Origin of the sequence: Desulfopila inferna, assembly GCF_016919005.1 — a bacterium.
Taxonomy (GTDB): domain Bacteria; phylum Desulfobacterota; class Desulfobulbia; order Desulfobulbales; family Desulfocapsaceae; genus Desulfopila_A; species Desulfopila_A inferna.
Window position 1 is genome coordinate 199,606 of sequence record NZ_JAFFQE010000006.1, and the last position, 22,633, is coordinate 222,238.

A 22,633-nucleotide genomic window follows, 5' to 3' on the forward strand; every position below is an offset into this window, starting at 1 on the left:
CTGAACTCATCCTGGACAGACACTGACTGGTTATATCAATCATACTTTCTGCTGGAAAAATTACAAAAAAATAAGGCACTAAAGACGGATCAATTTTTCATTTCCATCTTGACAGCCGCACCCAGAATTGCAAAACGAGACTCTTTGTAACCCTCGAGCAGATTCAGCTCTGATGCAGCGAGGGCGGCTCGATATTGAGGACCGTGAAAACGATTCTCCCGCGGATGTGCCAGCATGATGCGGAAAAGGGGATTGGCGTACAGAGGCGGATAGATTTCCTCAAAGAAAAAGACGCCATTGTCCTTGAGTACCCTGGCTATCTCGGTAATTCCCTTCTGCCAGTCTTCCAGATGATGAATAATACCGTAATTAAAAACAGCATCAAAACTGTTATCGGCAAAAGGCAGTTCCTGGGCGTCACCCGCCAGCAGGTGCAGGGGCACATCTCTCCAAGCTTTTCGCTTCTTTTTAGCAGCTTGCAGCATTTCCACGTCAATGTCAAGGGCATGGATTGAGCCCGGAGCGAAAGACTGATGGATAATCTGCGCCCCTACTCCACAGCCGCAGCCGATTTCCAGGCATTTTCCACCGGAGGCGAAGCCGCCCATTCTTTTAAAAAACCGTGCTTCCTGTTGTTGCACATATCGCCGTACGCGGCTATTGACCCAGATACGTTCCGGCCAGTTTACCTTCATTGCGCCTCCTTACGACCCTGGAATATCTTGGAAATGCCGAAGGTCAGTTTTTTAATGTTGAGATCCGCAAAGCCCGCCGCCGTAATTTCAGCTGAGAATGCCTCATCGTCGGGAAAGGAATCGACCGATTCCGCCAGATAACTATAGGCATAATTAGTGCGGGAAATAAGATTACCCAGCGGCGGCAGGATATGGTCAAAATAAAATCGATAGAGGCGGTGAAGCTGCGGCTGATCCGGATAGGAAAACTCCATAATATACAGCTTTCCACCTGCCTTGAGAACACGATGGAATTCACCGAGAGCCAGATAGCGCTCCTCCACATTACGGATACCAAACGAAATCGTTACCGCATCCACCGAATTGCTGCGTATCGGCAATCGACGACCATCTCCTGCGGTCAGGCTTATCCTGGAGTTATGCTCTCTGTCATTGATCTTTTTTCTGCCGACCACCAGCATGCCCGGTGAAAAATCAACCCCGACAATACGTGCCTGAGGATGCCTGAGGCTGATGGCCAGAGCAGTCTCGGCAGTGCCCACCGCAACATCGAGAACAATGCCTCCTTCTTTGACATCCAGGGTTTCCGCCAGCACCTTGCGCCAGTAAATATCCCGGCGCAGGGAGAGAAAACTATTCTGAAAATCATAGCTTGGCGCAATAGTTTCAAACATCGCCTTGACGGCCGTATCTTTCATCATCTACTCCCAATAGCTTTGCTCACCCATTCGATCTCCCGAATGAGGCAGTCGGTAACGGAGCCGCCCTGTAGTTCAGGCGGCAGAATATTCCAGGTATAGGTCTCTACCTCCAGCACCGGATGTTCAGGAAGCAGAGGCAGTATTTCTTCGAGGAAAAAACGGGTGCTGCTGCACTCCATGGTCTCATCAAGGAAGACCGGCACATGAAAATGAACGCGCCATTCCTCGACATCTGCAGGAGCAGCGGCAATTGCCAGATCGAGATCGTCATAGCGCAGCAGTTCCCCGTCTGACCTCCGGCCCACCGTCTGATGCAAATAGCAGGGCTCCTGGAATCTTCTCAGGAGACCGATTCGAGAATCCATGAGCCGCAGGGCGGAAGATACCTGCACATGGCCGATCCTGATCTCGTTGTCAGCCAGAAGGTTAAGGGAATCTTTTGGATTTTCAAACTGCAGCGCCTGATGACAGCAGTCGTAGCAAACTGCCAAACGATCCCGCCTGGCTGATGTCAAGTCCAGACGGTCGAAGAGATCAATCACATCGCCGGTAGTTTCCAGAATGCAGCCAGGTTCAGGTTCCATGGAAAGCAGGATTTCCCTACCGGATTCCTGTACCAGGTGATCGAAGAAATCGAGTGCTGAGCAAATATTATTTTGCACAGTGGAAAAATCCGCCGGACGGATATTGGGGCGAAACCCCACCGGCACAGTGGATATCGAGCCGGTCATGCCCTCCGGCAGCCACATGTTCAGCAACTGCGCCAGCTTTTTGGTATAGTCAAGCCGCTCGGAGAAGCGCCAGTCCGGAAGATAGACCGCCTGCTTGACAGGAGCATTATGAAAGGTTCCGTAGGGAAAACCGTTGAGACTGGCAACATAGAACCCTTCTCCGTAGCACCATTGCCGGAATTCCCGGGCCTCTGCAGGCCCTATTTCGTTGACCGCTCTGCCGGAGAGCCGCAGTCCCAGGGGAAAGGGGTCATCAGGCGATAGCCGCTCCCTGACCACAGGAGCATATCGGCGGACCGCGGAGAAAATTTCCGGCCAGCTTTCTCCCGGGTGAATATTTGTGCAGTAGGTTATCGCCGGCCGCACTGCGCTTGGCTGCCGGTTCCGGCAGGCACAGTCGGCAGGTTTTTTCCCCTCCACCTTAAGGCTCGATTCCGTGGATAGTGTCACGGCAGCTCCTCACAAAGAGGCGTATATCCGGGAAAATCAGAATCTTCACTGCCGGAATGCAGCAATAATTCATTGATACACCTTTTCATCAGTGATGTATCAATCCGGTCTACCTCTTTTCTACTGCCGATGCCGGTCAACAATGTGATCGCCAGTCCCCCGCCAAGATGTTCCTGAAATTCAGCGAGGGCGGCACCAACATCAAGATCGGCAAGTGCCGGATGCGATAGCGGCAGTCCCAGATCACCAAGAAGGGAGAAAATCTGCTGCAGCTCATTTTCCTGCAGTATCCCGAGATAATAGGAATATAGACTGTCCAAAGCCATCCCGACGGAAACCGCTTCTCCATGATTAAGTGTTCCGCGGGTAATTTCTTCTAGTTTGTGGGCCGACCAGTGACCAAAATCAAGTGGGCGGGCCGAACCAAGTTCGAAAGGATCTCCTCCACCACCGATATGAGACATGTGCAGAGCGGCGCATCGATGGATCATATCTTCCATCGACTGCGGACTGAATGAAGCCAGATCCGCCCTCTTTTCGAAGAGAGAGGCAAAAAAAACTTTATCCTTTATAAGCGCTACCTTGACCGCCTCGGCAATACCGGAACGCAGCTCTCTGGCAGGCAGTGTTTCAAGAAAAGAAAAATCATTTATCACCGCAAACGGGGGCGCGAACGTGCCAATAAAGTTTTTACGGCCCTCCATATTTATGCCGTTTTTCACACCGATTCCGGCATCGTTCTGTGCGAGAACAGTGGTCGGTATGCGAATAAGGCGCACCCCCCGATGAGCAATGGCTGCGGCATACCCCACGGCGTCAAGGACGGCACCACCACCGATAGCCACTATGAAAGAGTGCCGGCAAATCCTGTGTTCCTTGATATACTGGATCAATAAGTCGATTATCCGGGGGTCGTTTTTGCAGGCCTCTCCTCCCTCAACCGTGAATACCGGGGCAGGCAAACTCATGGTCTCGGGGTGTTTTCCGGCGTAGTTTTCAATACGACGGATCAGGGAAGGGCGTTCGGCAAGCACACCAGAGTCCAGAAAGCACAGCAATGTATGGCTTTTCTCCCCCGCTCTCGAAAATACCGAGGCCAGTAGCGGATCATCCTCTCGAAAGATATCATGGCTGAAAAAGACAGGAAAGCTGTATTGGATGCTGAACTGCTGCTCAAGAGTCTGCCTGGAATTTGTGCAAATCTTATTCATGGATTTTATTGGTCAAAAAAGGATCAGATGAGAAAACAAAAAGGGAGGCAAAGTGCGGCCTCCTGTTGAAATTGCGCCGCTGCAGGCGGCAACGGCACCATTCATGGTTCAACGATGAACCATACTATCAGCTGGTTTCGGATTCCGGTGAGGTCTGAACTCCACCAAGTACTTCATACTTATAACTAATTTTCCTGTTTATACAAGTATATCAATGTTTACTACTTAAAAACAACTGAATTTGAAACAATGCATGACGAAATTTTTTATAAAATCCGGAAAGTCCAACTCTTCCGGACTGGTTAGAATTTATTTATGTTTTTCAATATTTGCAATAGGGGACGAGGTCCGGTTTGACAGGACGTTTTTGCTCATTTTCAATTGTATGGAAACTGCCTGGTGGGCAGCACCGTCGGCGTCCCGGATTTTTCTCTTCCGGTGGCAAAGTTCTTTAAAACTTTGATAATTCACCACAACTACTTTAAAGGCGGTGAGCCGAAGGCCTATGATGGCATGTTAGTTGCAAAGTCAGATAAACACGAGCTCACTAGTATGAATGAGCCATTTTCAAGTACGATGGACTCGTAAAAAGCTGATCTAGATCGTCGTAAGATCTGAAAAGGCGATTTGCCGAACCACATGTACTGCCAAATGTTCTGCCAAATCACTGTTTCAGATACTACGCCCAACATATCGAGCTTTCTTGAAGTCGGAGTTTATACCCATGCGGGTGCTTATCGCAGAGCCCATCTCGGCGACTTCGGTGGCTTTTCACGAGATTATAAGGTATACTTTAAGCCGAAATACCAGACACATAAGAAGGTATTATAAAAGTGGAAAATGGCATGAAAGATCTCGGCATCAAACGGACAGAGCGTAGCAGGATAGTGATAATCGGCGGCGGCTTCGCCGGTCTGCATCTCACTGCAGATTTGCAGAAAAGCGGATACCAGATTGTCCTGCTGGACCGGGAAAATCATCATACTTTCCAGCACCTGCTCTATCAGATAGCAACCTCTGCGCTCGAAATCGACTCCATTGCCTATCCTCTACGGAAGCTGCTTGAAAGACATGATGATTTTCACTTCCGCATGGTGAATGTGCAGACAATCGAAGCTGAAAAAAACCGGGTTGCCACCAGTTCCGGATACCTGCATTACGATTATCTGGTCATTGCCACGGGAGCTGTCACAAATTTTTTCGGCATGGATTCCGTTGCCCGCCATGCTTTGCCCATGAAGACTATCGCCGAAGCTTTGGAAATAAGGAACCGGGTGCTCAAAAATCTTGAAAAGGCGCTGCTGACTACCAATGATGAAGAACGCCGGAAGCTGGCCACCATAATCATAGCTGGAGGCGGACCTGCCGGAGTGGAAACCGCCGGTGCATTCGCCGAGTTCAAGCGATATGTGATGCCGCGGGATTACCCTGACCTTGATCCGGAACTGTGCAAAGTCTACCTGATCGAGCTTCTTCCCCGCGTTCTCGCCCAGATGTCCGAGAAAGTATCTGAGGATACGGAGAAATATTTAGAAGACATGGGAGTGAGAGTTATTACCGAAACGCAGATAAAGAGCTATGACGGCGAGGTGGTGAAGACCGACAAAGGTGAATTCCCGGCCAGAATCCTGCTCTGGACCGGAGGCGTTTCCGGCGCATTCATCGATGGTTTAGATAAGGACCTGGTCGATAAAAAAGGCCGAATAGCAACAGATGAATACGGCCGCGTCAAGGGCCATGAAAATATTTTTGCATTAGGAGATGTCGCCCAAATGACAACTATGAAATATCCAAAGGGCCATCAGCAGCTTGCTGCGGTTGCCGTGCAGCAGGGCCGCTGGCTGGCCCGTTACTTCCTGGAACTGGAAAAAGGAAAACAGAGCGAGCCGTTTGCGTATAAAGATAGGGGAATGATGGCGAACATCGGTCGAAAAAAGGGGGTGATAGAGCTTCCCGGCGGCCGGACATTCAAAGGTTTTCTGCCATGGTTAATCTGGCTTGTAGTGCATTTGTTCTCTCTGGCAGGTTTTAAAAACAAGATGATAACGTTTTTTACCTGGTCCTGGTTCTACATCAGCAGGGATATGGCTACTCGTGTTATCATAGAAAAGAGGGACAAGTGATGGAAGAACTCATTCCTGACAATCTCGTCCACCTGCTTTTCCTCTAATTTCAAGAAGGAGAAAATTATGCCGAAATATGATTCAATTCAGGTTGCAGAGGCCCGACGGCTTGTACAGTCCGGTGATGCCCTGCTTGTTTGTGCTTACGAAAGCGAAGAAAAATTCAAAAAAAACTGCCTTGAAGGAGCTCTTTCACTGCAGGAATTCAAGGAAAAGGAAGGTGAAATCCCCAGGGACCAAGAGATTATCTTCTATTGCAACTGAAAAGGCAATGCATCCTCTGCTGGTCGAGCAGAAGAATTTGCCGATAAAGGATTCAGCAACGTCAAGGTTCTCGATGGCGGTACCGACGCCTGGAAGGATGAAGGCTATCCCTTTATGCTCTGAGCCCGGACATTTCGTCTAATAATCATCCCTTAGATGCTATTCGCTGATGTGCGGTGGCAGTCTCTACTCGCTGCCGTACAGGAAATGTTTGGCCATGTTCTCCGAATATCTCGAGGCCGCGGGCGTCCTGCCCATTGCTTCGGCGACCTCCCGAATATGCGCCGGGAATGCACCGCAGCAGACTCCCAGGTATTTCACCCCGAGTTGATAGGCTTCCTCGGCAAACTTTCTGATCTCGTAGCGATTGCACATCAGCGGATCAAGGGCAGTGGGAAATGTGCGTCCATGGGGGGACGGGCAGGTGCATTCCCTGTCTTCGAGATTGAAAAACGTCGGTTGCTCCACAGTGGTGCGGTACGGCACAGGCAGGCCGGCCACATGACACGACACATTCTCTCTAATTTCCCTGAGGTAAGGCAGCATTGTCTGCGGCCCCCGGAAACAATTCATACCAACGACCTCTGCCCCCCTTTGTTCGAGTTCCCGGCAGGTATCGATAATTGACCAGCCGTCCCGAAGCATGTTTTCTTCCATCGGTGCCATGGTAACTACAGCCGGCATTCCAACCTCCTTGATAACGTCGAGGGCGCAAAAGGCCTCTTCGGCATAATAGAAGGTTTCACCGATAAAGAAATCGACCCCTTCATCCATACCCCACTGTATCATCTCTTCAAACATTTTCCGGACCTCGTCCCTGATTGCCTTGTCGGCGGGATTCCAGATATTTGAATTTGAGATGTTACCGGCAACCAGATTGGGCTCCTCGTCAGGGCCGACCTCGCCGGCCACCTGCACCGCAATTCTCAGGGCAGCCCGGTTCAGTTCTTCCAGCATATCCTCCTTCCCTATTGTCTTCAGCTTCTCGCGGTGTGCATTGTAGGTAAAGGCCTCCATAACATCGGAGCCGGCATGCTGAAAATCTTTATGCAGCCGTTTAAGGCATTCGGGATGCTCAATGGCTACTTCGGGCACGAATTCACCGGCAGTAAGATACCCCCGGCGCTCCATCTCAAAGAGATATCCTTGGGCACAAAGAACGCCGCCATCATTCAGTCTCTCCAGCAAATCTCTTTTATTGGCCATTGCAGCTCCTTTTTTTGGAATTACAGCAGTTCAGCCGGAAGGTCGATGCGAATGCAATTTTTCAATAGCCTGGACAACATAGGGATAGATGTTCCTGACAATATGCCTGTATCCTTCCTCGTTGGGATGAATGCCATCCTCGCGGTTCAGCGAGGCTTCGGCCGCCACATCTTCGAGGAAAAAAGGCATAAAAATGACATTGTGCTCCCGGGCGAGTTCAGGATAAATGGCATTGAATTTAAGGGTATACTGCTCTCCCAGGTTCCATACCATTTGCATGCCGGCGAGGATGGTGACAATGTCTTTCCCCTGCAGTTTAGTCAGAATTTCATCAATATTTTTTTTCACCAGAGCGGGATCGATACCACGCAGGCCATCGTTTGCACCAATCTCCAGTATGATAATTTCCGGATTCTGCCCAAGAATCCAGTCAAGCCTGGAGAGGGTGCCGCTGCTTGTCTCACCACTTACCCCGGCGTTGACGACCCGGAAATCATAACCGTTCTCCTGGAGCTTTTTCTGGAGCTGCAGCGGATAACTTTTCTGCAGATCAACTCCCAGCCCGGCAGTGAGACTGTCGCCCAACGCTACTATTTTGCCGGTTTTACCGTTTTCCGGCTCTGCTGCAGAAACCGAGGATCTCTTCCCTCTTTCCTCCTGATTATCGCATCCAGGGAGAAAAGGACCGGCCAGCAGGATCAGTAATAGAAGGTTTGCCAAACAGTATATCCTTTTTCTATCCATTTCCATGTTCTCTCAAAAAACGTGCCGGTTTTTGCCTGACAATTGCCAGTGAACTGAGCAGCCCTGTCACCACAACGAAGGCCACGGTGAGAATAACCAGAATAAAAGAAGCGGTGATATCAGAAGAATAAGGTATCTCGAAGAAAAAGCGACAGAGAGCCCAGCTGCCCGCCTGAGCGAAAACCAATGCTGTAACCGCACTGAAAAGCCCAATCAATCCATTTTCATAGACAAAGAGTCGATAGACAAAAGCACCTCTGGCTCCAAGTATTTTGTAGTATACCGCCTCCCTTGTCCTGGCCAATCTGGTTGCCAGAATGGAACTGACCAGAATCAGCGCTCCTGCAATTATCGAAAATGCTGCGAAGAAATTTACAATCCCGGAGAGCTTTTCCATCAAAGACCCTATATTTTCAGCAGCTTCTGAAACATTGATAAAACTGATATTCGGGTATCTCTCCACTATTCTGCTCTGCAGCGTCGCGATTGCATCCTTTTCAATTTGCACTGCGCTGAAAAAGGTCTGCGGCGCCTCTTTTAACGAATCTTCGGGAAAGACAAAATAGAAAAAGGGATATAATCTCGACTTGGTTCTGCTGCGAATGCTGGTTACCTCGGCCTCCAGCTCCACCCCCTGGATATTGAAAAGCAATTTGTCGTGCATCTGCAGATCTCCCATCTCGACGACGGTGTCAAGAATGGAGACCGGCAGATCCGCCTTGTTGTCCCTGGTCTGCCCGAACAGAGAATCTCCTTCGACAAGAACCTCATCCTCGAGCAGATGATCCCGGTAGGTCAGGTTGAATTCCCTGGCAAAGTTATCCCGTTTTTTCCTCAGCTCTTCTTCACGATTGATATCTTCACCGTTTATAGCCACCAGCCTGGCGCGAATAATGGGGTACAGCGGTGGCGGCTCCTCGAAAAAGGCGGCAAAGCCCTCCCTTTGAGCCGGCTGGATATCGAGAAAAAAAAGATTGGGAGCATCCTCCGGATACGAATCGATGTAGGTTTGATGGAGATTGTGCTCAACCAGATAGATCGAGAAAAGCAGCGACAGTGCGGAAGCCAGGGTGACGATGATGGAGCGCGTCGCATTTCCCGCTCTGGTCATGCTCCTCAAGGCTTGGCGGAGACTCAACCGCTTGATGTTCAGCCTTGCTGCAATCTTGAAAAGCAGCGCAGACAGTAAGGAGATTACTCCGATGAAAAGCAGAACACCGGCCATGAACGCCAGGCTCAGAAATGGATCCTCCAACTGTCGTAAAACCAGCAGTGAAACCAAAATGAGGCCGGCACCTATGGTCAGATAAAAGACAACATCCCTGGCCACGTGTACCTTCTCCTTTCTGAAAATCGCCAGTGGCTTGATATTGCGGAGCCGATGGAGCGGCAGAAAGGTAAAAAGAAGAACGACGGCAAGCCCAAGGACGAGGCCTTCCATCAGATCCGCCGGCTGTATGATCGCCTGATCATAGATAGGCAGCAGCTCTTTGAACAGATAAGGAAAATAGAAAGCCAAACCTACACCGGCCGCAATGCCCAGAAACACGCCGACAATACCGAGCAGAAGGACGATGAGGAAATAATGGCGATAGAGAAATCGGCTAGTGGCCCCGACGGTTCTGGTTATGGCGATGGTTTTCTCTTTCTGTCTGATCAGGGCGGTAAGGCAGCTCTGCATTCCCAATCCGGCAAGCAGGAGGGTGAATATCGAAATCAAAGAGAGAAAGAAAAGAAGATTATCGAAAAATCGCTTAATCCTGGATCCTGCCTCATGAAAGGTCGTGACCCGTTCCCTGTCTTCCAGGGCTACGGATTGCAGAGCCGCGGATAATTCCTTCAGTTCATCGTCATCGGCTGCTTTAAGAAGAATTTCATATTGAATTCGGCTGCCCTTCCCAATTAGATCGATTTTCTCAAGGTCATCGGCGGAGACAAATATCCTCGGCCCGAAGTCAAGAAAATCAACGGGGCTGTCCGATTCGTGCACAACCACATCAACAATACGGAGTTCCTCCTTGCCGACTGCAAGGACATCTCCGAGCTGCAGCCCCAGCCTTTTCAAGACATCATCGGCCACCACAACCGTTCCACTCTGCAGAACCGCCGACAAAGGCTCCCCTGAAGCGAGGACAATGCTGCCATAGAGGGGGAAATTGCGCTCGACCGCCTTTATTTTAGCAAAGAGGGTGCTTTCCTGAACCGGACTCCTTACCACCGAGTAAAACTCATGAATTCTGGTCGCAGTGACCTTTTTCTCCTGTTCGAGTCGCTGAATTTCCGAGAGAAGAGGCGCGCCAAAGGGATAATGGGAGTGCACTATTATATCACCGCCATGAAGCTCCCTGGCATCCTGGAACAGGGTACGGTTCACCCCGCCCCTGAAGCTGTTCAGCGCCGCGATTGTGGTCAGCGACAGAGCGACACAGAGAATAAAGAGGAGGCCGTGCCGCCAGCCGTGCACCAGTTCCCGCCAAAAAAATTGTTTATGCAGAATTCCTTTTCTGATCATTTTCCCAGCTTACCGTCATGCAGGGAGATTACCCGCCCGGCCAGGGATGCAATTTCGGTGCTGTGAGTAGCCATGATAAGCGTGGTATTCCATTCCTGCTGCATCTCCAGAAGCAGTTCCACAATCTCATCACTGTTTTTTGAATCGAGATTTCCCGTGGGCTCATCGGCAAAGACAATCTCGGGAGTGTTGATAAGGGCGCGACACAATGCGACCCGCTGTTTTTCCCCGCCGGAGAGCTGTTCGGGAAAATTAGTGCGCCTCTGGTGGAGTCCGACCCGTTCGAGAAGACGGGCGGCTTTGACCCCGGCTTCCGGATCTCCACATAGTTCGGCGGGAAACATCACATTTTCGTAGGCATTAAGTGATGGTATGAGGTGGAAGGCCTGAAAGACGAATCCCGTCTTTCTGTTCCTGATTTCGGCGAGTTGATCCTCATCCAGCGGCGTGATGTCCCTGCCGTCAAGGATGATGCTGCCGGAACTGGGCTTGTCAAGGCCGGAGAGGATGTGCAACAGTGTGGTCTTGCCGCTGCCGCTGCTGCCGGAGATAACCACAAACTCACCTGCCTCCACCTTCAGGGAAATATGGTCGAGGATAACGATTTCTCTCTCCCCTATTGTATAGGTCTTGGTTATGTCGCGTGACTCCAGAATTGCCATGATTTTTCTTCACCCTTTATGTATTTATCATATGTATCCAACCAATTTCACTACCGTAAGCATATTTTATAAAAATACGACATCCTGTAAGATGGAATCCGTGCACGAGATGCTGAAAATCGGCGGGGAGATGATGTGCGGCTGCAGCCCTCAGCGAGGGAAAACTGGCTGTTGTCAATTCATGGTAATTCCCGCAGCGCAACCGGGAGGATAGGCTGCGGGAACATCAACTCAGGGCAGTTTTTTCTGCAGGTTATCTGCCAAAGTATTCAAGAACTGCTCGGTGTTAAGATAATGTGCGGGTTTCAGCTTCGCACCATGAATACAGAGAGCCAGATCCTTGGTCATGCTGCCGCTTTCCACGGTTTCGATGCACACCTGCTCCAGGGCCTCACAGAAGTGTATCAAATCACTGTTGTCATCGAGCTTTCCCCGAAAAGCAAGTCCTCTGCTCCAGGCGAAAATAGAGGCGATGGGATTGGTTGAGGTGGGGTTGCCCTTCTGGTATTCCCGGAAATGCCGGGTCACGGTGCCATGGGCAGCCTCTGCCTCCATGGTTTTTCCATCGGGAGTGATCAGCGTCGAGGTCATCAGTCCAAGCGACCCGAAGCCCTGAGCCAAGGTGTCCGACTGCACATCTCCGTCATAATTTTTGCAGGCCCAGACAAAACCGCCTTCCCATTTCAAGGCGGCCGCCACCATATCGTCGATCAGGCGATGCTCATAGCCGATGCCCAGTGTTTCCATGCGCTCCCGGTAATGCTTCTGGTACACTTCTTCAAAAATGTCCTTGAACCTGCCGTCATATTTCTTCAGAATAGTATTTTTGGTGGAGAGGTACAGCGGCCACTGCTTGTCAATGGCCTTGTTGAAGCAGGAATGAGCGAAGCCATAAATCGATTCGTCGGTATTATACATGGACATAGCCACCCCGCCTCCCTCAAACTGAAAAACGTCATACTGCTCCGGCTCACCTCCGTCTTCCGGAGTGAAGGTCATGGTCAGCCGGCCCTTTCCCCTGACCACGATATCGGTTGCTTTATACTGATCGCCGAAGGCATGCCGGCCGATGCAGATAGTTTTCTTCCAGGTGGTAACCAGGCGGGGGATATTCTCTATGAGGATGGGCTCCCGGAAGACGGTGCCGCCCAGAATATTCCGGATGGTGCCGTTGGGGGATCGCCACATCTGCTTCAAGCCGAATTCCTCAACACGTTCTTCATCGGGAGTAATGGTGGCGCACTTGATGCCGACGCCATGCTTTTTGATGGCATTGGCCGCATCTACGGTGATTTGGTCATCGGTTTCATCTCGCGCTTGGATACTTAAATCATAATACTCGATGGGAAGGTCCAGATAGGGAAAGATCAGTTTCTTTTTTATTTCGCTCCAGATGATACGCGTCATTTCATCGCCATCCAGCTCTACAACGGGGTTGATTACTTTGATTTTATTCATTATTTCGTCTTCTATTGAGATTGAAGTAGGTATCCGATTTTCAGGAAGATAATCATTGAGGGCGAAGATTACAGCCCGGCTAAAACATTTCAGGTTTCAAAACTGATAGAATACCACCATAGCCTTCGATTTTTATAGGTTTTCCAGCAAGTACCGGTTTCTAAACCAGAGAGACCAAGGAGCCTGTCAATATCACTCTCAGAGGAAAACATCTCCAAACAGACTGCTTTTCAGTATCAGATCGGCCTGGGTAATCATGCCCACTAGTTTGCCCGACTCCTCCACCGGCATACGCCGGACCCCGACACGGTTCATCAGCCTGGCAACGTATCGAATGTCCATTTCGGCGGGCGTGGTAATCAGCGGTTTCGCCATGATCTCATAGACATTGACAATATCTGCCTTCTTGCCTTCGATAAGCACTCCTCTGATGATATCCTGGGAAACAATAAGCCCCCATGCATCATCCGGACCACGTTTCTGCACAATCAGACTTGTCGTCTTTTCCTTTCTCATCATCTGCGCCGCTTCCGAGACGGTAGCCATGCCATCTATATAATGGATCGTGGTATTCATTATATCCCTGGCCCTTACTATTCGCGTTCCACTTGCTGTCATCATCTCCCCCTTTTAATGGCGATAGATATAATAAATAATTAATACTTTGACGATCTTGATAAGATCAACATTAACAACCTATCTTGGTTTCAACGTTTTTTCCATTGATTTTTGAGCCTTCTCAGGCACGTCAAACAATTAACTTCCATGACCCATCATGTTCAATTCTGAACATAGAAAAAATATTCTAGATTTTAAATTGGATAAGGTGCTGTAATACTAGCTATAATATGCAATTTTTCAAGCGTTATTGCGAAATAAATTTAATAACAATTTAAGAAAATACTTGTACTAGGGGGCTATATCGCATATATGGTAATTTAGAAATAAGCTAAATACTACACAAGTTTCTTATTCGACGAAACATGAACAATTTTTTTTAGGAGAATGTCATGAAAACCAAAGAAATTGCCAAAATCGCAAGTGTATTCTTTTTCATTGGTCTGTTTTCAACGATGGCGGTTGCCGGTGACGATGCAGATCCACGTAAGGGTAAGTACCTCTGGAAGAAAAACTGCCAAACCTGTCACATCGAAGGTGAGGAAGGCGGCAAGCTCTCACCGAGCACGAAAACCCAGCAGCAGTGGAACAGTTTTTTCGAGAGCGATCATGCCGGTCAAGCCCAGGAAAGATGCATGAAGTATTCCGAGAATGATCTCCATGATATCCAGCACTATATGTACGATCACGCTTTAGACTCAGATCAGCCTGAGACCTGTAGTTAAAGGGAGTCCCGCTGTAGAACTACGAGGTGCTGGTGAAGGCCAGCCCTGCGAAACCGGGATTTGACGACCTACAGTTTGGATTAATCCCAAATATTTAGAATATTTATCAATAGTAATAATCTCGTGAAAAGTTGCCACGAAGCTTTTAGATGGCTGGATAAAAAGTTCGATATATAAGATCGGGCTTTCTCGAAGTCGGAGTTTATGCCCGTACGGGTGCTTATCGCGACGCCATCAATACTATTCGGAGTGAATGTTTTGACTATCGCATTTTCCAAAAAATTAAGCAGAAGAAACTTCCTTCTCGCTTCGAGCTGTGCCATAGGCGCCGGTTCCGTTGCCATGATGGGAAGCCGTTATAGGGCATTGGCCGCATCAAAACATGTGTTCGAGCTCGATGATCTCGCCAATCGCGATGTTTTTACCAGTTGCGGCATGTGTGTCAATAAGTGCGGAGTGATTGCCAGGGTGCGCAATGGCGTCATTGAAAAACTTGACCCAAATCCTCACTTCCTGAAAAGCAGGGGGATGCTGTGTGCCAGAGGCAATGCCGGGCTTGATACGGTGTACAGTCCTGATCGCATAAAATATCCAATGATCAGAACCGGTGAGCGCGGCGACGGCAAGTTCCGTCAGGCCAGCTGGGAGGAAGCCCTTGACCTGGTGGCAAAAAATCTACAGGACCTTGCAGAGAAATACACCAGGGCCGGCACGGTTTTTGTGTCAACAGAGGGCTATCAGGAGCATTTCTTTACCACTTTTGCCGAATGCTACGGCTCACCCAATACACTTCGGCACCCATCGCTCTGCCTCGCTTCCAACATCCAGGGGTTCGGGGCAACCTACGGAACCAATCCGACCCCGGATGTGCTGAACGCCGACTATCTTATCATGTCGGGAGCAAATCGCAGTGAAGCGCTCATCACCCCCGACTCCATAGATATGCTGACAGGTGAAGGTGGAAAAAGAAAGGTGGTGTACCTTGATCCGCGTTTCACCAAGACGGCTGCCAAGGCCACAGAGTGGTTTCCAATCAGAGCAGGCAGCGATATGGCCTTTATTCTAGCCATGACCAATGTCATTGTCACAGAAGGTTTATACGCCAAACAGTTCGTTGCCGACATGACCATTGGTTTTGATGAACTGAAGACTCACATCGAACAATATACTCCAGAGTGGGCAGAAGCCGAATGCGATATCCCGGCCGCTGATATACGCCGCATTGCCAGAGAATTTGCGGCGGCGGCACCACGGGCGGTGTATTACCAGGGACGACGCAGTTCCTTCTTTGATAATGACACTCAGATGCGCAGAGCCATGGCGATACTCAATGGTGTCATCGGCAACTGGGATCAGCCAGGCGGAATGGTGCCCAATAGCAGCATCGTTCTGGAAAGGCATGACTATCTGGCTCCCTGGTACGATGGTGTCCCTCCTCGCCTCGACAGCGGCAGTGCCTCGTACCTCTCGGAAAAAGACGGTTCATGGAAGTACTTTCGTGATCGCGTTATTGAAGGAAAACCGTATCCCGTCAAAGGGATGATGATATACAAGCAGAACCCGCTGGTCTCTGTGGCCAACCGGCAGAAGACCCTGGAAATGATGGAGCAGATGGAATTCATCTGCACCATCGATATCACCATGAATGATACGGCTTACTATTCAGACGTTATCCTGCCGGAAGCCACCTACCTTGAGCGGCTTGATCCGATAGAGTCTCTCGGCGGCATCCTGCCGGTGGTAACTACCCGGGAACCGTGTATAAAACCAATGTATGAGTCTAAACCGAATCTCTGGATAATACAGCAGCTTTCCAAACGGCTCGATGATGAAATCTATGCCTCATTTGATTTCACCATGGAGGAGTATCGTCATCATCAGTTGAGAAATAGACCTGATATCACCAAGGCCCTGAAAGAAAAAGGTGTCTTCTATGAGAAGACGACACCAACCTATGGCGATACATACGGTAAGCGCCTGAAAACCAAAAGCGGAAAAATTGAAATCTATTCTGAAAAATATGCCCAAAAAGGCCTCGATCCTCTACCGGTATATTCACGCCCTGCAGATATCCCCGAAGGCAGATACCGCCTGATTTTAGGTCGGAACGCCTATTTGACCCACGGTACCACAGCCAACAATGCCTACCTGCATGATTTGATGCCCGAGAACAGTCTCTGGCTCAACGCCGGAGAAGCGCGCAAACGGGGGCTGCGAAATGGTCAGGTTGTCAAGGTGACAAGCAGCCTGGCCTCAGAGCAGCTCAAACTTTTTGTCACCGAAAAAATACGCCCGGACTGCGTGTTTATGTCACATGGTTTTGGCGTAATCACCTCAGGACAGAGACTCCTGCAAGGTAAGAGCGGCAGTGATGCTGCACTCATAGAAGATAACGTCGAGCCAATTTCTGGAAACATTGCCATGCACCAGACCTTTGTTGAGATACATCCGGCATAGGCTGCAAAGGGAGATATTTAGATGAAAACCAAACGTTTTGCGATGGTGCTTGATAGCAGCAAGTGTATAGATTGCAAGGCTTGTACCGTTGCCTGCAAAATTGAAAACAAGGTTCCAATGGGGCAGGACAACTACCGTAACTGGGTAGCAGAAGGGCCGCTGCGGGGTAAATTTCCAGATCTTGGCCAGTCTTTTCAACCGGGTCAGTGCATGCAGTGTGCAAACACCCCCTGCGATCATGTCTGCCCGACCGGAGCCACCAGAGTCAACCGGGACGGCATCGTTCTTGTCGACGATCATAAATGCATCGGCTGTAAATACTGCATTACCGCCTGCCCTTATAATGCCAGGTACTATAACGAAGTCACAGGTGCTGTCGATAAGTGCACCTTTTGCGTGCAGCGGATCTACAGGGGCAGGCAGCCAGCTTGTGTGGAAACCTGTCCCACCAAAGTACGGGTTTTCGGAGATCTCAACGACCGGAACAGTGAAGTATCGCGGCTGCTGGTAAAACATGCCTACAAGGTTGAGAAGCCGGAGATGGGCACTGATCCTTTCCTTTTCTATATAATTTGAGGTTGATGCGATGAATGCAACGATAGAAAAAACTGTTAAAGAGCACACCTCCGGATTTGCCGGCAGCCGGGCTGCAAATGTTGGTTGGTTTGCCCTGCTCGGTGCTGGTGTCGCTGCCGGGGCTGTCGCTGTCATTTACGTGCTCAGCGTGGGGCATCTTCATGCCTACAACCTGACCAGAGAGGTGCCCTGGGGGATACTTATTTCAACATACGTCTTTTTTGTAGTTTCCAGCACGGGGTTGTGTCTGGTTTCCAGCCTGGGACACGTTTTCGGAATAAAGCAATTTGAAATTATCGGCAAGAGAGCGATTATCCTGGCAATTCTCACACTGCTTATTGGTTTTGGCACAATCGCCATGGAATTGAATCATCCGTTCCGCATGGTTGTCTGGGTGGTGCTCAGTCCCAATCTGAGCTCGCCAATCTGGTGGATGGGTACCCTTTACGGTATTTATCTGGTGCTGCTCTGTATTGAGTTTTATGCACTGATGAAACATCGACATGCCTTGGCTTCCGTAGTGGGGCTTCTAGGCTTTATTGCTGCGGTGACAGCACATTCAAATCTCGGCGCGGTGTTCGGTTTGCTTGAAGCCAGACCGTTCTGGCACGGCTCATTCCTGCCGATTTATTTTATCCTCTCGGCCATGGTGTCGGGCGGAGCATTGTTGGCTATGATTGTTTATTTTAACAATTCCTTCCGCGGCAGGGCAGTACCGTTGAACGAGCAGCGTTTTATGCAGTCGCTGGGAAAGTTGCAGGCGCTTTTGCTTGGCATTCTGATTTTTTTCGTGATCTGGAAGACAATACCCGGCCTATATGGCAAACCACCGGGAAAGTATGAGGCTACCATGGCTCTCTTAACCGGCCCCCTTGCCGTTAATTTCTGGTTTTTTGAGGTTCTTATCGGACTGGCCATTCCTTTTGCCATTTTACTGAATCCAAAGACCAGAACAACTTTTGGGGTGATGTTTGCAGGACTGCTCTCCACTGTTGGTATATTTTTCATGCGCTATGATCTTGTGGTTGCGGGCCAGCTTGTACCCCTGCGGGTAGACAGGGCTGAGAACGTTTCAACGCTGCTCCACTATGTTCCTTCACTGGCGGAAGTCACCATTGTTATCGCGGCAATTTGTCTCTGCGTGCTACTCTATATCATGGCTGAGCGCAAACTTGATCTTGGTGGCGGGAAAGAACTGCCTGCGGCTGTCGGGGAAATTGAAGAAGCCATTAGAAACTAGAGATATAAAGGCTGTTGTGCATATCTTGGCAACTGATAATCTGGCAGGATCCCGCATGATGCGAGGCCTGCCATTTTTTTGTTAAGTGTTTGTAAAAACTGGAAAAAATTTCCGAAATAATTCATGAAAATTACATTACCCATTTTACTGAGTCCAGCTTGTACCTACAAAAATAGCTGTAGCTCAAGTTATTTTTTTCTCTGCGGATTTGCCTGCCGAGCCATCCTCTCCGTATCCAGGATTTGCGGTAGATTATTACAGCTGCTTCCCTGAAGCATCGATTATGGACTCATCAGCAAATTTTGAGGCTACAACTACGCCAAAGTGTTTAATCGTTAAGCTTATTAATTTTATATTTAACAGCAGCCATATATTCGGCTGTATTATGAAACAGGAAAAGGAGGAAGTTATGGTAAAGAAGCTATCCACTTTGGCATTAGTGGGATTTTTGAGCCTGCCGGTTGCGGCAGTCGCCAACCCGACAATCTCGGAACTGGAGGCCAAGATTAATGCCTTGAGCAGTCAGCTTACCGAGTTGCAGTCAGCACTGGCAGAAAAGGCCCAGGCAGATGAGAAAACTAAGGAACAGGTCGACTACATTGAAAAGGTTGTGATTGATCATGACTACAAGGCCGAGGACTGGGATCTGGCGGCCAGGATCAAGTTCACCGGCGATTTTCGTACCAGACTTGACTATTACGATGCAGAGACAGTCCTTGGAAGCGAACTTGAAAACGATACCCTGTGGACCAACAGGCTGAGAATCGGCATGCTCACCCAGGTAACCGAAGATGTGAGTGTCAGCACCAGACTGGCCATGTTCAAAGCCTGGGGCTCTCAATCAGGCTTTAACGATGATTCAGGGGCCATGTATCCGGTTTTTGACGGCAATATTACACGTACTCCGGCAGATAGCGCTCTTTACGTTGATAGAGCGATGGGTACCTGGGATAACATTGGCGGTATGCCCGTATGGTTTTCCATCGGCAGAAGACCAACCACAGACGGACCTCCGGCAGAACTCCGATTAGGCTTGGACAAGAGGATGGCAACACCGGTAAATTTCATGGATTGGCCCTTTGACGGGCTGACCATTGGATATCGCTATGATTGGGGCATAGAAGCTTTGGGCAAAGGCAAGGTCCGCTTCTGTTATGGTCGTGGTTTTGAGAATGGGCTGCAGAATGAGACCAACCTGCTGAATGATACTGATTTTGCAGGCTTTGCCTGGGATGTTCTTGACAAAGGTGACCGACTTTTGGCCATGCAGTCATTCATGGCTTTTAATCTCTTCAACTATCCTCGGTTCAAGGAGCCGCTCATTAATGCTGCTTTCGCCAGCAACCCTCTCTTTGGAGATCGCGAAACTGCAGGGAATCTTTGGCATACCAGCGCAGTTTATCAGGATAAGGTTGCTTCACTCAACTATTTCCTGGCCTTGGGCTGGTCGCAGACACGACCGGATGACAATGGCCTCTTTAATGGTACCACGCGTAATACCGATAACGAAAACGGTTACAGCTTCTATGCCGGAGTACGTTATGACCTTGATGATGCGGGTCTTAAACTCGGCCTCGAATATAACTATGGATCCGAGTACTGGATCGGCATGACTCCGGGACATGATGACATCTACCAGGGCAAGCTGTCCACACGCGGCTCTGTCTATGAAGTCTATGCCATCTATGATCTGCCTACCGGCGAAGCCTTTTCGAAATATGCCAGAACATTTGTCCGTCTGGGTTATCAGCATTATGCCTATGACTATACGGGTTCAGGTGACTGGAATTTTGCGCCGATGGATGTGGATGATCCGGGTACTGCCATGATGCTGCAGGGCATGGGGATGGATTCGGTTGAGAGTGCCGATCAGGTCTATGTAACCTTCGAAGTGTTTTTTTAACACCATTTTGAGATTTTGACCGGGGAGCATCATGCTCTCCGGTCGGTCCCGTCAAAACCTTAATTGGCATCGCAGATGGACTTAGCCACTTCAAGGACTCTTCACGATAGCATTTTTACAGTCTCAATTTCTTTTCCTTTCGGTCTGTTAAAAAACAATCTGATTACTCCTGAAACTTAGCATCTCCTGGCCCAGTCCCAACCTTGAGCTGAGGATTAGGGTAATCAGGAAAGTATAGAAAACCACAGGCACTTTTAAAGTCGGCAGCTCAACTGGATGATTGCCTCACAAATTGTTTTTCTGTTTTTTGGCAAGAAATAATCAGCCATAAGGTTCAAACCAGCTTAGCTGAATCAAGCTTTATAAGTATTGATCCCTGACCTCTTTTTTGAACTTCTCAATCTGGCTTTCCAGTCCGATGACTCGCTCCACCGGCAGTACAAAGGCTATGCCGGTGCCCGGCTTATCAAATCTTCCCGCAGTACCTACCGCATCGAGGATGGTATCGACCAGATGTTCTTCTATCAAAAACATGATGATATCAGTCTGAGCCTCGAGCGAGAGACCGAAAAATGTTTTTGCTTCCCGAATCCCCGTACCGCGTGCAGGGATGATGGTGGCACCCGTTGCACCCGCTTTTTTCCCGGCGTCCACCACCGTGTCCACTATATCGGTTTTCACGCTTGCTAAAATCACTTTGAACCGCATAATCAATCCTCCATGGATCTGGTATTACTGCGCCGCCGACTACTCCAGGCAGCATACTGGGCGTACCCTATAACTGAAATTATAGGAAAAAGACTGGCAAAGGCTATCAGACCGAAACCATCCAGGGCAGGATCCCTCCCCGGAACAGCCTCAGACAGGCCCAGCCCCAAAGCAGCGACAATAGGGACGGTGACCGTGGAAGTTGTAACTCCGCCTGAATCATAGGCCAGTGCTATAATTTGTTTTGGTGCAAAAATCGTTTGTATCATCACAATGACATAGCCGACCAGTATATAGATAAACAAGGGGGAGCCATGAACAATACGAAAAGCGCCGAGAGCGATACCTACGGCCACGCCAATGGCCACGGCAAGGCGCAGTCCGAGCTTATTTATGGTGCCGGCGGATACCTCATGTGCTTTAAAGGCCACAGCCATGAGAGAAGGCTCGGCGATTGTGGTTGCAAACCCAATCAAGGCAGCGAAGCAATAAATCCAGCCATACGACTGCCACGTGGAAACAGGTGCGGCATCCTTTATCCCGGTGAGGAATTCAGGATCGCTAAGCTGTGCTGCCATGCTCTGTCCCAACGGGAAAAGTGCCATCTCCAGTCCGACCAGGAAGAGAGCAAGACCGACAATGACATAAACTACACCGACGGCCACACTAATGAACCTGGGAATGGACTGGCGCAGTACAAAGATTTGAAATCCGACAATAAGTGCCAGAATAGGCAGAACATCCCGGAGAGTCAGTAGAAGAGTAAAGAAAAAATCGAGAAGAAATGTCTTCATACCCATCACCCAAAGATTATTATACCATATCCCATCACAAAGACCATGGGCAGCAGGGAAGCGAAGGCTATCAAACCAAATCCATCCACCAGAGGATCTCGGCCTTTGATGATTGAAGCCAGCCCGACGCCAAGCGCCGCCACCAGGGGAACGGTAACGGTCGAGGTGGTGACGCCTCCGGCGTCATAGGCTATCCCTATTATTTCAGGAGGGGCAAAAACGGTCATAACCATGACCATCACGTAGCCGCCGATTATCAGGTAATGAATAGGCCAGCCCCGAATGATCCGCAACGTACCGACCAGGATAGCCACACCTACAGAGCAGGCCACGCTGATACGCAAGCCCATTGCATATGAACTAATGGCAGAGGCTGTAGCTTCAATCAGGTCACTTTTAGCTGCAATTTCACCGGATTCTCTGGCAACGGCAATAAGTGCGGGTTCTGCAATGGTCGTGGAGAACCCGAGCAGAAAGGAAAAGAGCAGGAGCCACACCAGACTTCCCTTTCTCGCCAGAGCCTGGGCCAGCGTCTCACCGATTGGAAAAAGGGCCATCTCCAGTCCCTGGACGAACATGCTCAAGCCGATAACCACCAGAATGCTGCCGACGACGACCTCGGCAAAATTCGGCAAGGGCTGCCGTATTACTACCAGCTGAAAAAAACCGATGACCAGCACAATCGGCAGCAGATCCCGGCAGGATGACAGTAATTTCCCCGCAGCGGCCTTGGAAAATATCTTTATTGCATACAATCGGTCGGTCATTTTATCCTTTCGTTACGATCTGATGGAGTCGTAAAATGTGATCGGTGTCGAGATGGACTCTGCGATGGACGCAGACTCCCAGAGCTCG

At 49.5% G+C, this 22,633-nt stretch carries 20 protein-coding genes; 7 read left to right on the forward strand and 13 right to left on the reverse strand.

Annotation, left to right across the window (positions count from 1 at the left end; all coding sequences use genetic code 11):
- Positions 1 to 89 precede the first annotated feature (89 nt).
- From JWG88_RS15475 to JWG88_RS15490, 4 genes are read right to left on the reverse strand one after another with little or no spacing between them, the layout of a single operon-like run.
- Positions 90 to 695, reverse strand: coding sequence for a class I SAM-dependent methyltransferase (locus JWG88_RS15475; protein WP_205234691.1), 606 nt, complete (start codon positions 693 to 695; stop codon positions 90 to 92).
- Positions 692 to 1,396: a bifunctional demethylmenaquinone methyltransferase/2-methoxy-6-polyprenyl-1,4-benzoquinol methylase UbiE gene (gene ubiE, locus JWG88_RS15480; protein ID WP_205234692.1), complete on the reverse strand. Its 705-nt coding sequence runs from the start codon at positions 1,394 to 1,396 to the stop codon at positions 692 to 694. Before ubiE ends, JWG88_RS15475 begins: the two co-directional genes overlap by 4 nt.
- The gene (gene eboE, locus JWG88_RS15485; RefSeq protein WP_205234693.1) at positions 1,393 to 2,577 is read right to left on the reverse strand and encodes a metabolite traffic protein EboE; all 1,185 of its coding nucleotides are present in this window, start codon (positions 2,575 to 2,577) and stop codon (positions 1,393 to 1,395) included. Before eboE ends, ubiE begins: the two co-directional genes overlap by 4 nt.
- Positions 2,574 to 3,788: a 3-dehydroquinate synthase gene (locus JWG88_RS15490; protein ID WP_205234694.1), complete on the reverse strand. Its 1,215-nt coding sequence runs from the start codon at positions 3,786 to 3,788 to the stop codon at positions 2,574 to 2,576. Before JWG88_RS15490 ends, eboE begins: the two co-directional genes overlap by 4 nt.
- 845 nt (positions 3,789 to 4,633) lie before the next feature.
- On the opposite strand from JWG88_RS15490, the gene JWG88_RS15495 reads away from it, so the two are divergent.
- Positions 4,634 to 5,911, forward strand: a complete 1,278-nt coding sequence (locus JWG88_RS15495; protein ID WP_205234695.1) for an NAD(P)/FAD-dependent oxidoreductase — start codon at positions 4,634 to 4,636, stop codon at positions 5,909 to 5,911.
- Between the two features lie 66 nt (positions 5,912 to 5,977).
- Positions 5,978 to 6,175: a rhodanese-like domain-containing protein gene (locus tag JWG88_RS15500; protein ID WP_205234696.1), complete on the forward strand. Its 198-nt coding sequence runs from the start codon at positions 5,978 to 5,980 to the stop codon at positions 6,173 to 6,175.
- Between the two features lie 186 nt (positions 6,176 to 6,361).
- On the opposite strand, the gene JWG88_RS15505 is transcribed toward JWG88_RS15500, so the two are convergent.
- The 6 genes from JWG88_RS15505 to JWG88_RS15530 form a co-directional block, all read right to left on the reverse strand.
- Positions 6,362 to 7,381 carry a homocysteine S-methyltransferase family protein gene (locus JWG88_RS15505; RefSeq protein ID WP_205234697.1) on the reverse strand — a complete coding sequence of 340 codons (1,020 nt, stop codon included), beginning with the start codon at positions 7,379 to 7,381 and terminating at the stop codon, positions 6,362 to 6,364.
- 30 nt (positions 7,382 to 7,411) lie between these two features.
- Positions 7,412 to 8,101 carry an arylesterase gene (locus JWG88_RS15510; RefSeq protein WP_240194497.1) on the reverse strand — a complete coding sequence of 230 codons (690 nt, stop codon included), beginning with the start codon at positions 8,099 to 8,101 and terminating at the stop codon, positions 7,412 to 7,414.
- 16 nt (positions 8,102 to 8,117) lie between these two features.
- Entirely contained in the window at positions 8,118 to 10,637 is a 2,520-nt protein-coding gene (locus JWG88_RS15515) for an ABC transporter permease (RefSeq protein WP_205234699.1), read from the reverse strand.
- On the reverse strand, positions 10,634 to 11,299 hold the full coding sequence (locus JWG88_RS15520) for an ABC transporter ATP-binding protein (protein WP_205234700.1): 666 nt from the start codon (positions 11,297 to 11,299) through the stop codon (positions 10,634 to 10,636). The genes JWG88_RS15515 and JWG88_RS15520 overlap by 4 nt, the downstream gene beginning before the upstream one ends.
- A gap of 231 nt (positions 11,300 to 11,530) precedes the next feature.
- A complete protein-coding gene (locus JWG88_RS15525; RefSeq protein WP_205234701.1) occupies positions 11,531 to 12,757 on the reverse strand; it encodes an isocitrate dehydrogenase (NADP(+)) in 1,227 nt (408 codons plus the stop codon).
- A gap of 198 nt (positions 12,758 to 12,955) precedes the next feature.
- Positions 12,956 to 13,378, reverse strand: a complete 423-nt coding sequence (locus JWG88_RS15530) for a CBS domain-containing protein (protein WP_240194499.1) — start codon at positions 13,376 to 13,378, stop codon at positions 12,956 to 12,958.
- Between the two features lie 389 nt (positions 13,379 to 13,767).
- On the opposite strand from JWG88_RS15530, the gene JWG88_RS15535 reads away from it, so the two are divergent.
- The 5 genes from JWG88_RS15535 (at position 13,768) to JWG88_RS15555 (ending at position 20,276) form a co-directional block, all read left to right on the forward strand.
- Positions 13,768 to 14,100, forward strand: a complete 333-nt coding sequence (locus JWG88_RS15535; protein WP_205234702.1) for a c-type cytochrome — start codon at positions 13,768 to 13,770, stop codon at positions 14,098 to 14,100.
- Between the two features lie 258 nt (positions 14,101 to 14,358).
- Positions 14,359 to 16,557, forward strand: coding sequence for a molybdopterin-containing oxidoreductase family protein (locus tag JWG88_RS15540; RefSeq protein WP_205234703.1), 2,199 nt, complete (start codon positions 14,359 to 14,361; stop codon positions 16,555 to 16,557).
- 21 nt (positions 16,558 to 16,578) lie between these two features.
- On the forward strand, positions 16,579 to 17,133 hold the full coding sequence (locus JWG88_RS15545) for a 4Fe-4S dicluster domain-containing protein (protein ID WP_205234704.1): 555 nt from the start codon (positions 16,579 to 16,581) through the stop codon (positions 17,131 to 17,133).
- Positions 17,134 to 17,143: 10 nt separating this feature from the next.
- Complete coding sequence (gene nrfD, locus JWG88_RS15550; protein WP_205234705.1) at positions 17,144 to 18,373, forward strand: NrfD/PsrC family molybdoenzyme membrane anchor subunit; 1,230 nt, start codon at positions 17,144 to 17,146, stop codon at positions 18,371 to 18,373.
- A gap of 409 nt (positions 18,374 to 18,782) precedes the next feature.
- Positions 18,783 to 20,276, forward strand: coding sequence for a DUF3373 family protein (locus tag JWG88_RS15555; protein ID WP_205234706.1), 1,494 nt, complete (start codon positions 18,783 to 18,785; stop codon positions 20,274 to 20,276).
- A 360-nt stretch (positions 20,277 to 20,636) separates the two neighbouring features.
- On the opposite strand, the gene JWG88_RS15560 is transcribed toward JWG88_RS15555, so the two are convergent.
- From JWG88_RS15560 to JWG88_RS15570, 3 genes are read right to left on the reverse strand one after another with little or no spacing between them, the layout of a single operon-like run.
- Positions 20,637 to 20,984 carry a P-II family nitrogen regulator gene (locus JWG88_RS15560; RefSeq protein ID WP_205234707.1) on the reverse strand — a complete coding sequence of 116 codons (348 nt, stop codon included), beginning with the start codon at positions 20,982 to 20,984 and terminating at the stop codon, positions 20,637 to 20,639.
- A 2-nt stretch (positions 20,985 to 20,986) separates the two neighbouring features.
- Complete coding sequence (locus JWG88_RS15565; protein WP_205234708.1) at positions 20,987 to 21,778, reverse strand: DUF1538 domain-containing protein; 792 nt, start codon at positions 21,776 to 21,778, stop codon at positions 20,987 to 20,989.
- Positions 21,779 to 21,783: 5 nt separating this feature from the next.
- Positions 21,784 to 22,545: a DUF1538 domain-containing protein gene (locus tag JWG88_RS15570; RefSeq protein WP_205234709.1), complete on the reverse strand. Its 762-nt coding sequence runs from the start codon at positions 22,543 to 22,545 to the stop codon at positions 21,784 to 21,786.
- Between the last annotated feature and the right edge of the window lie 88 nt (positions 22,546 to 22,633).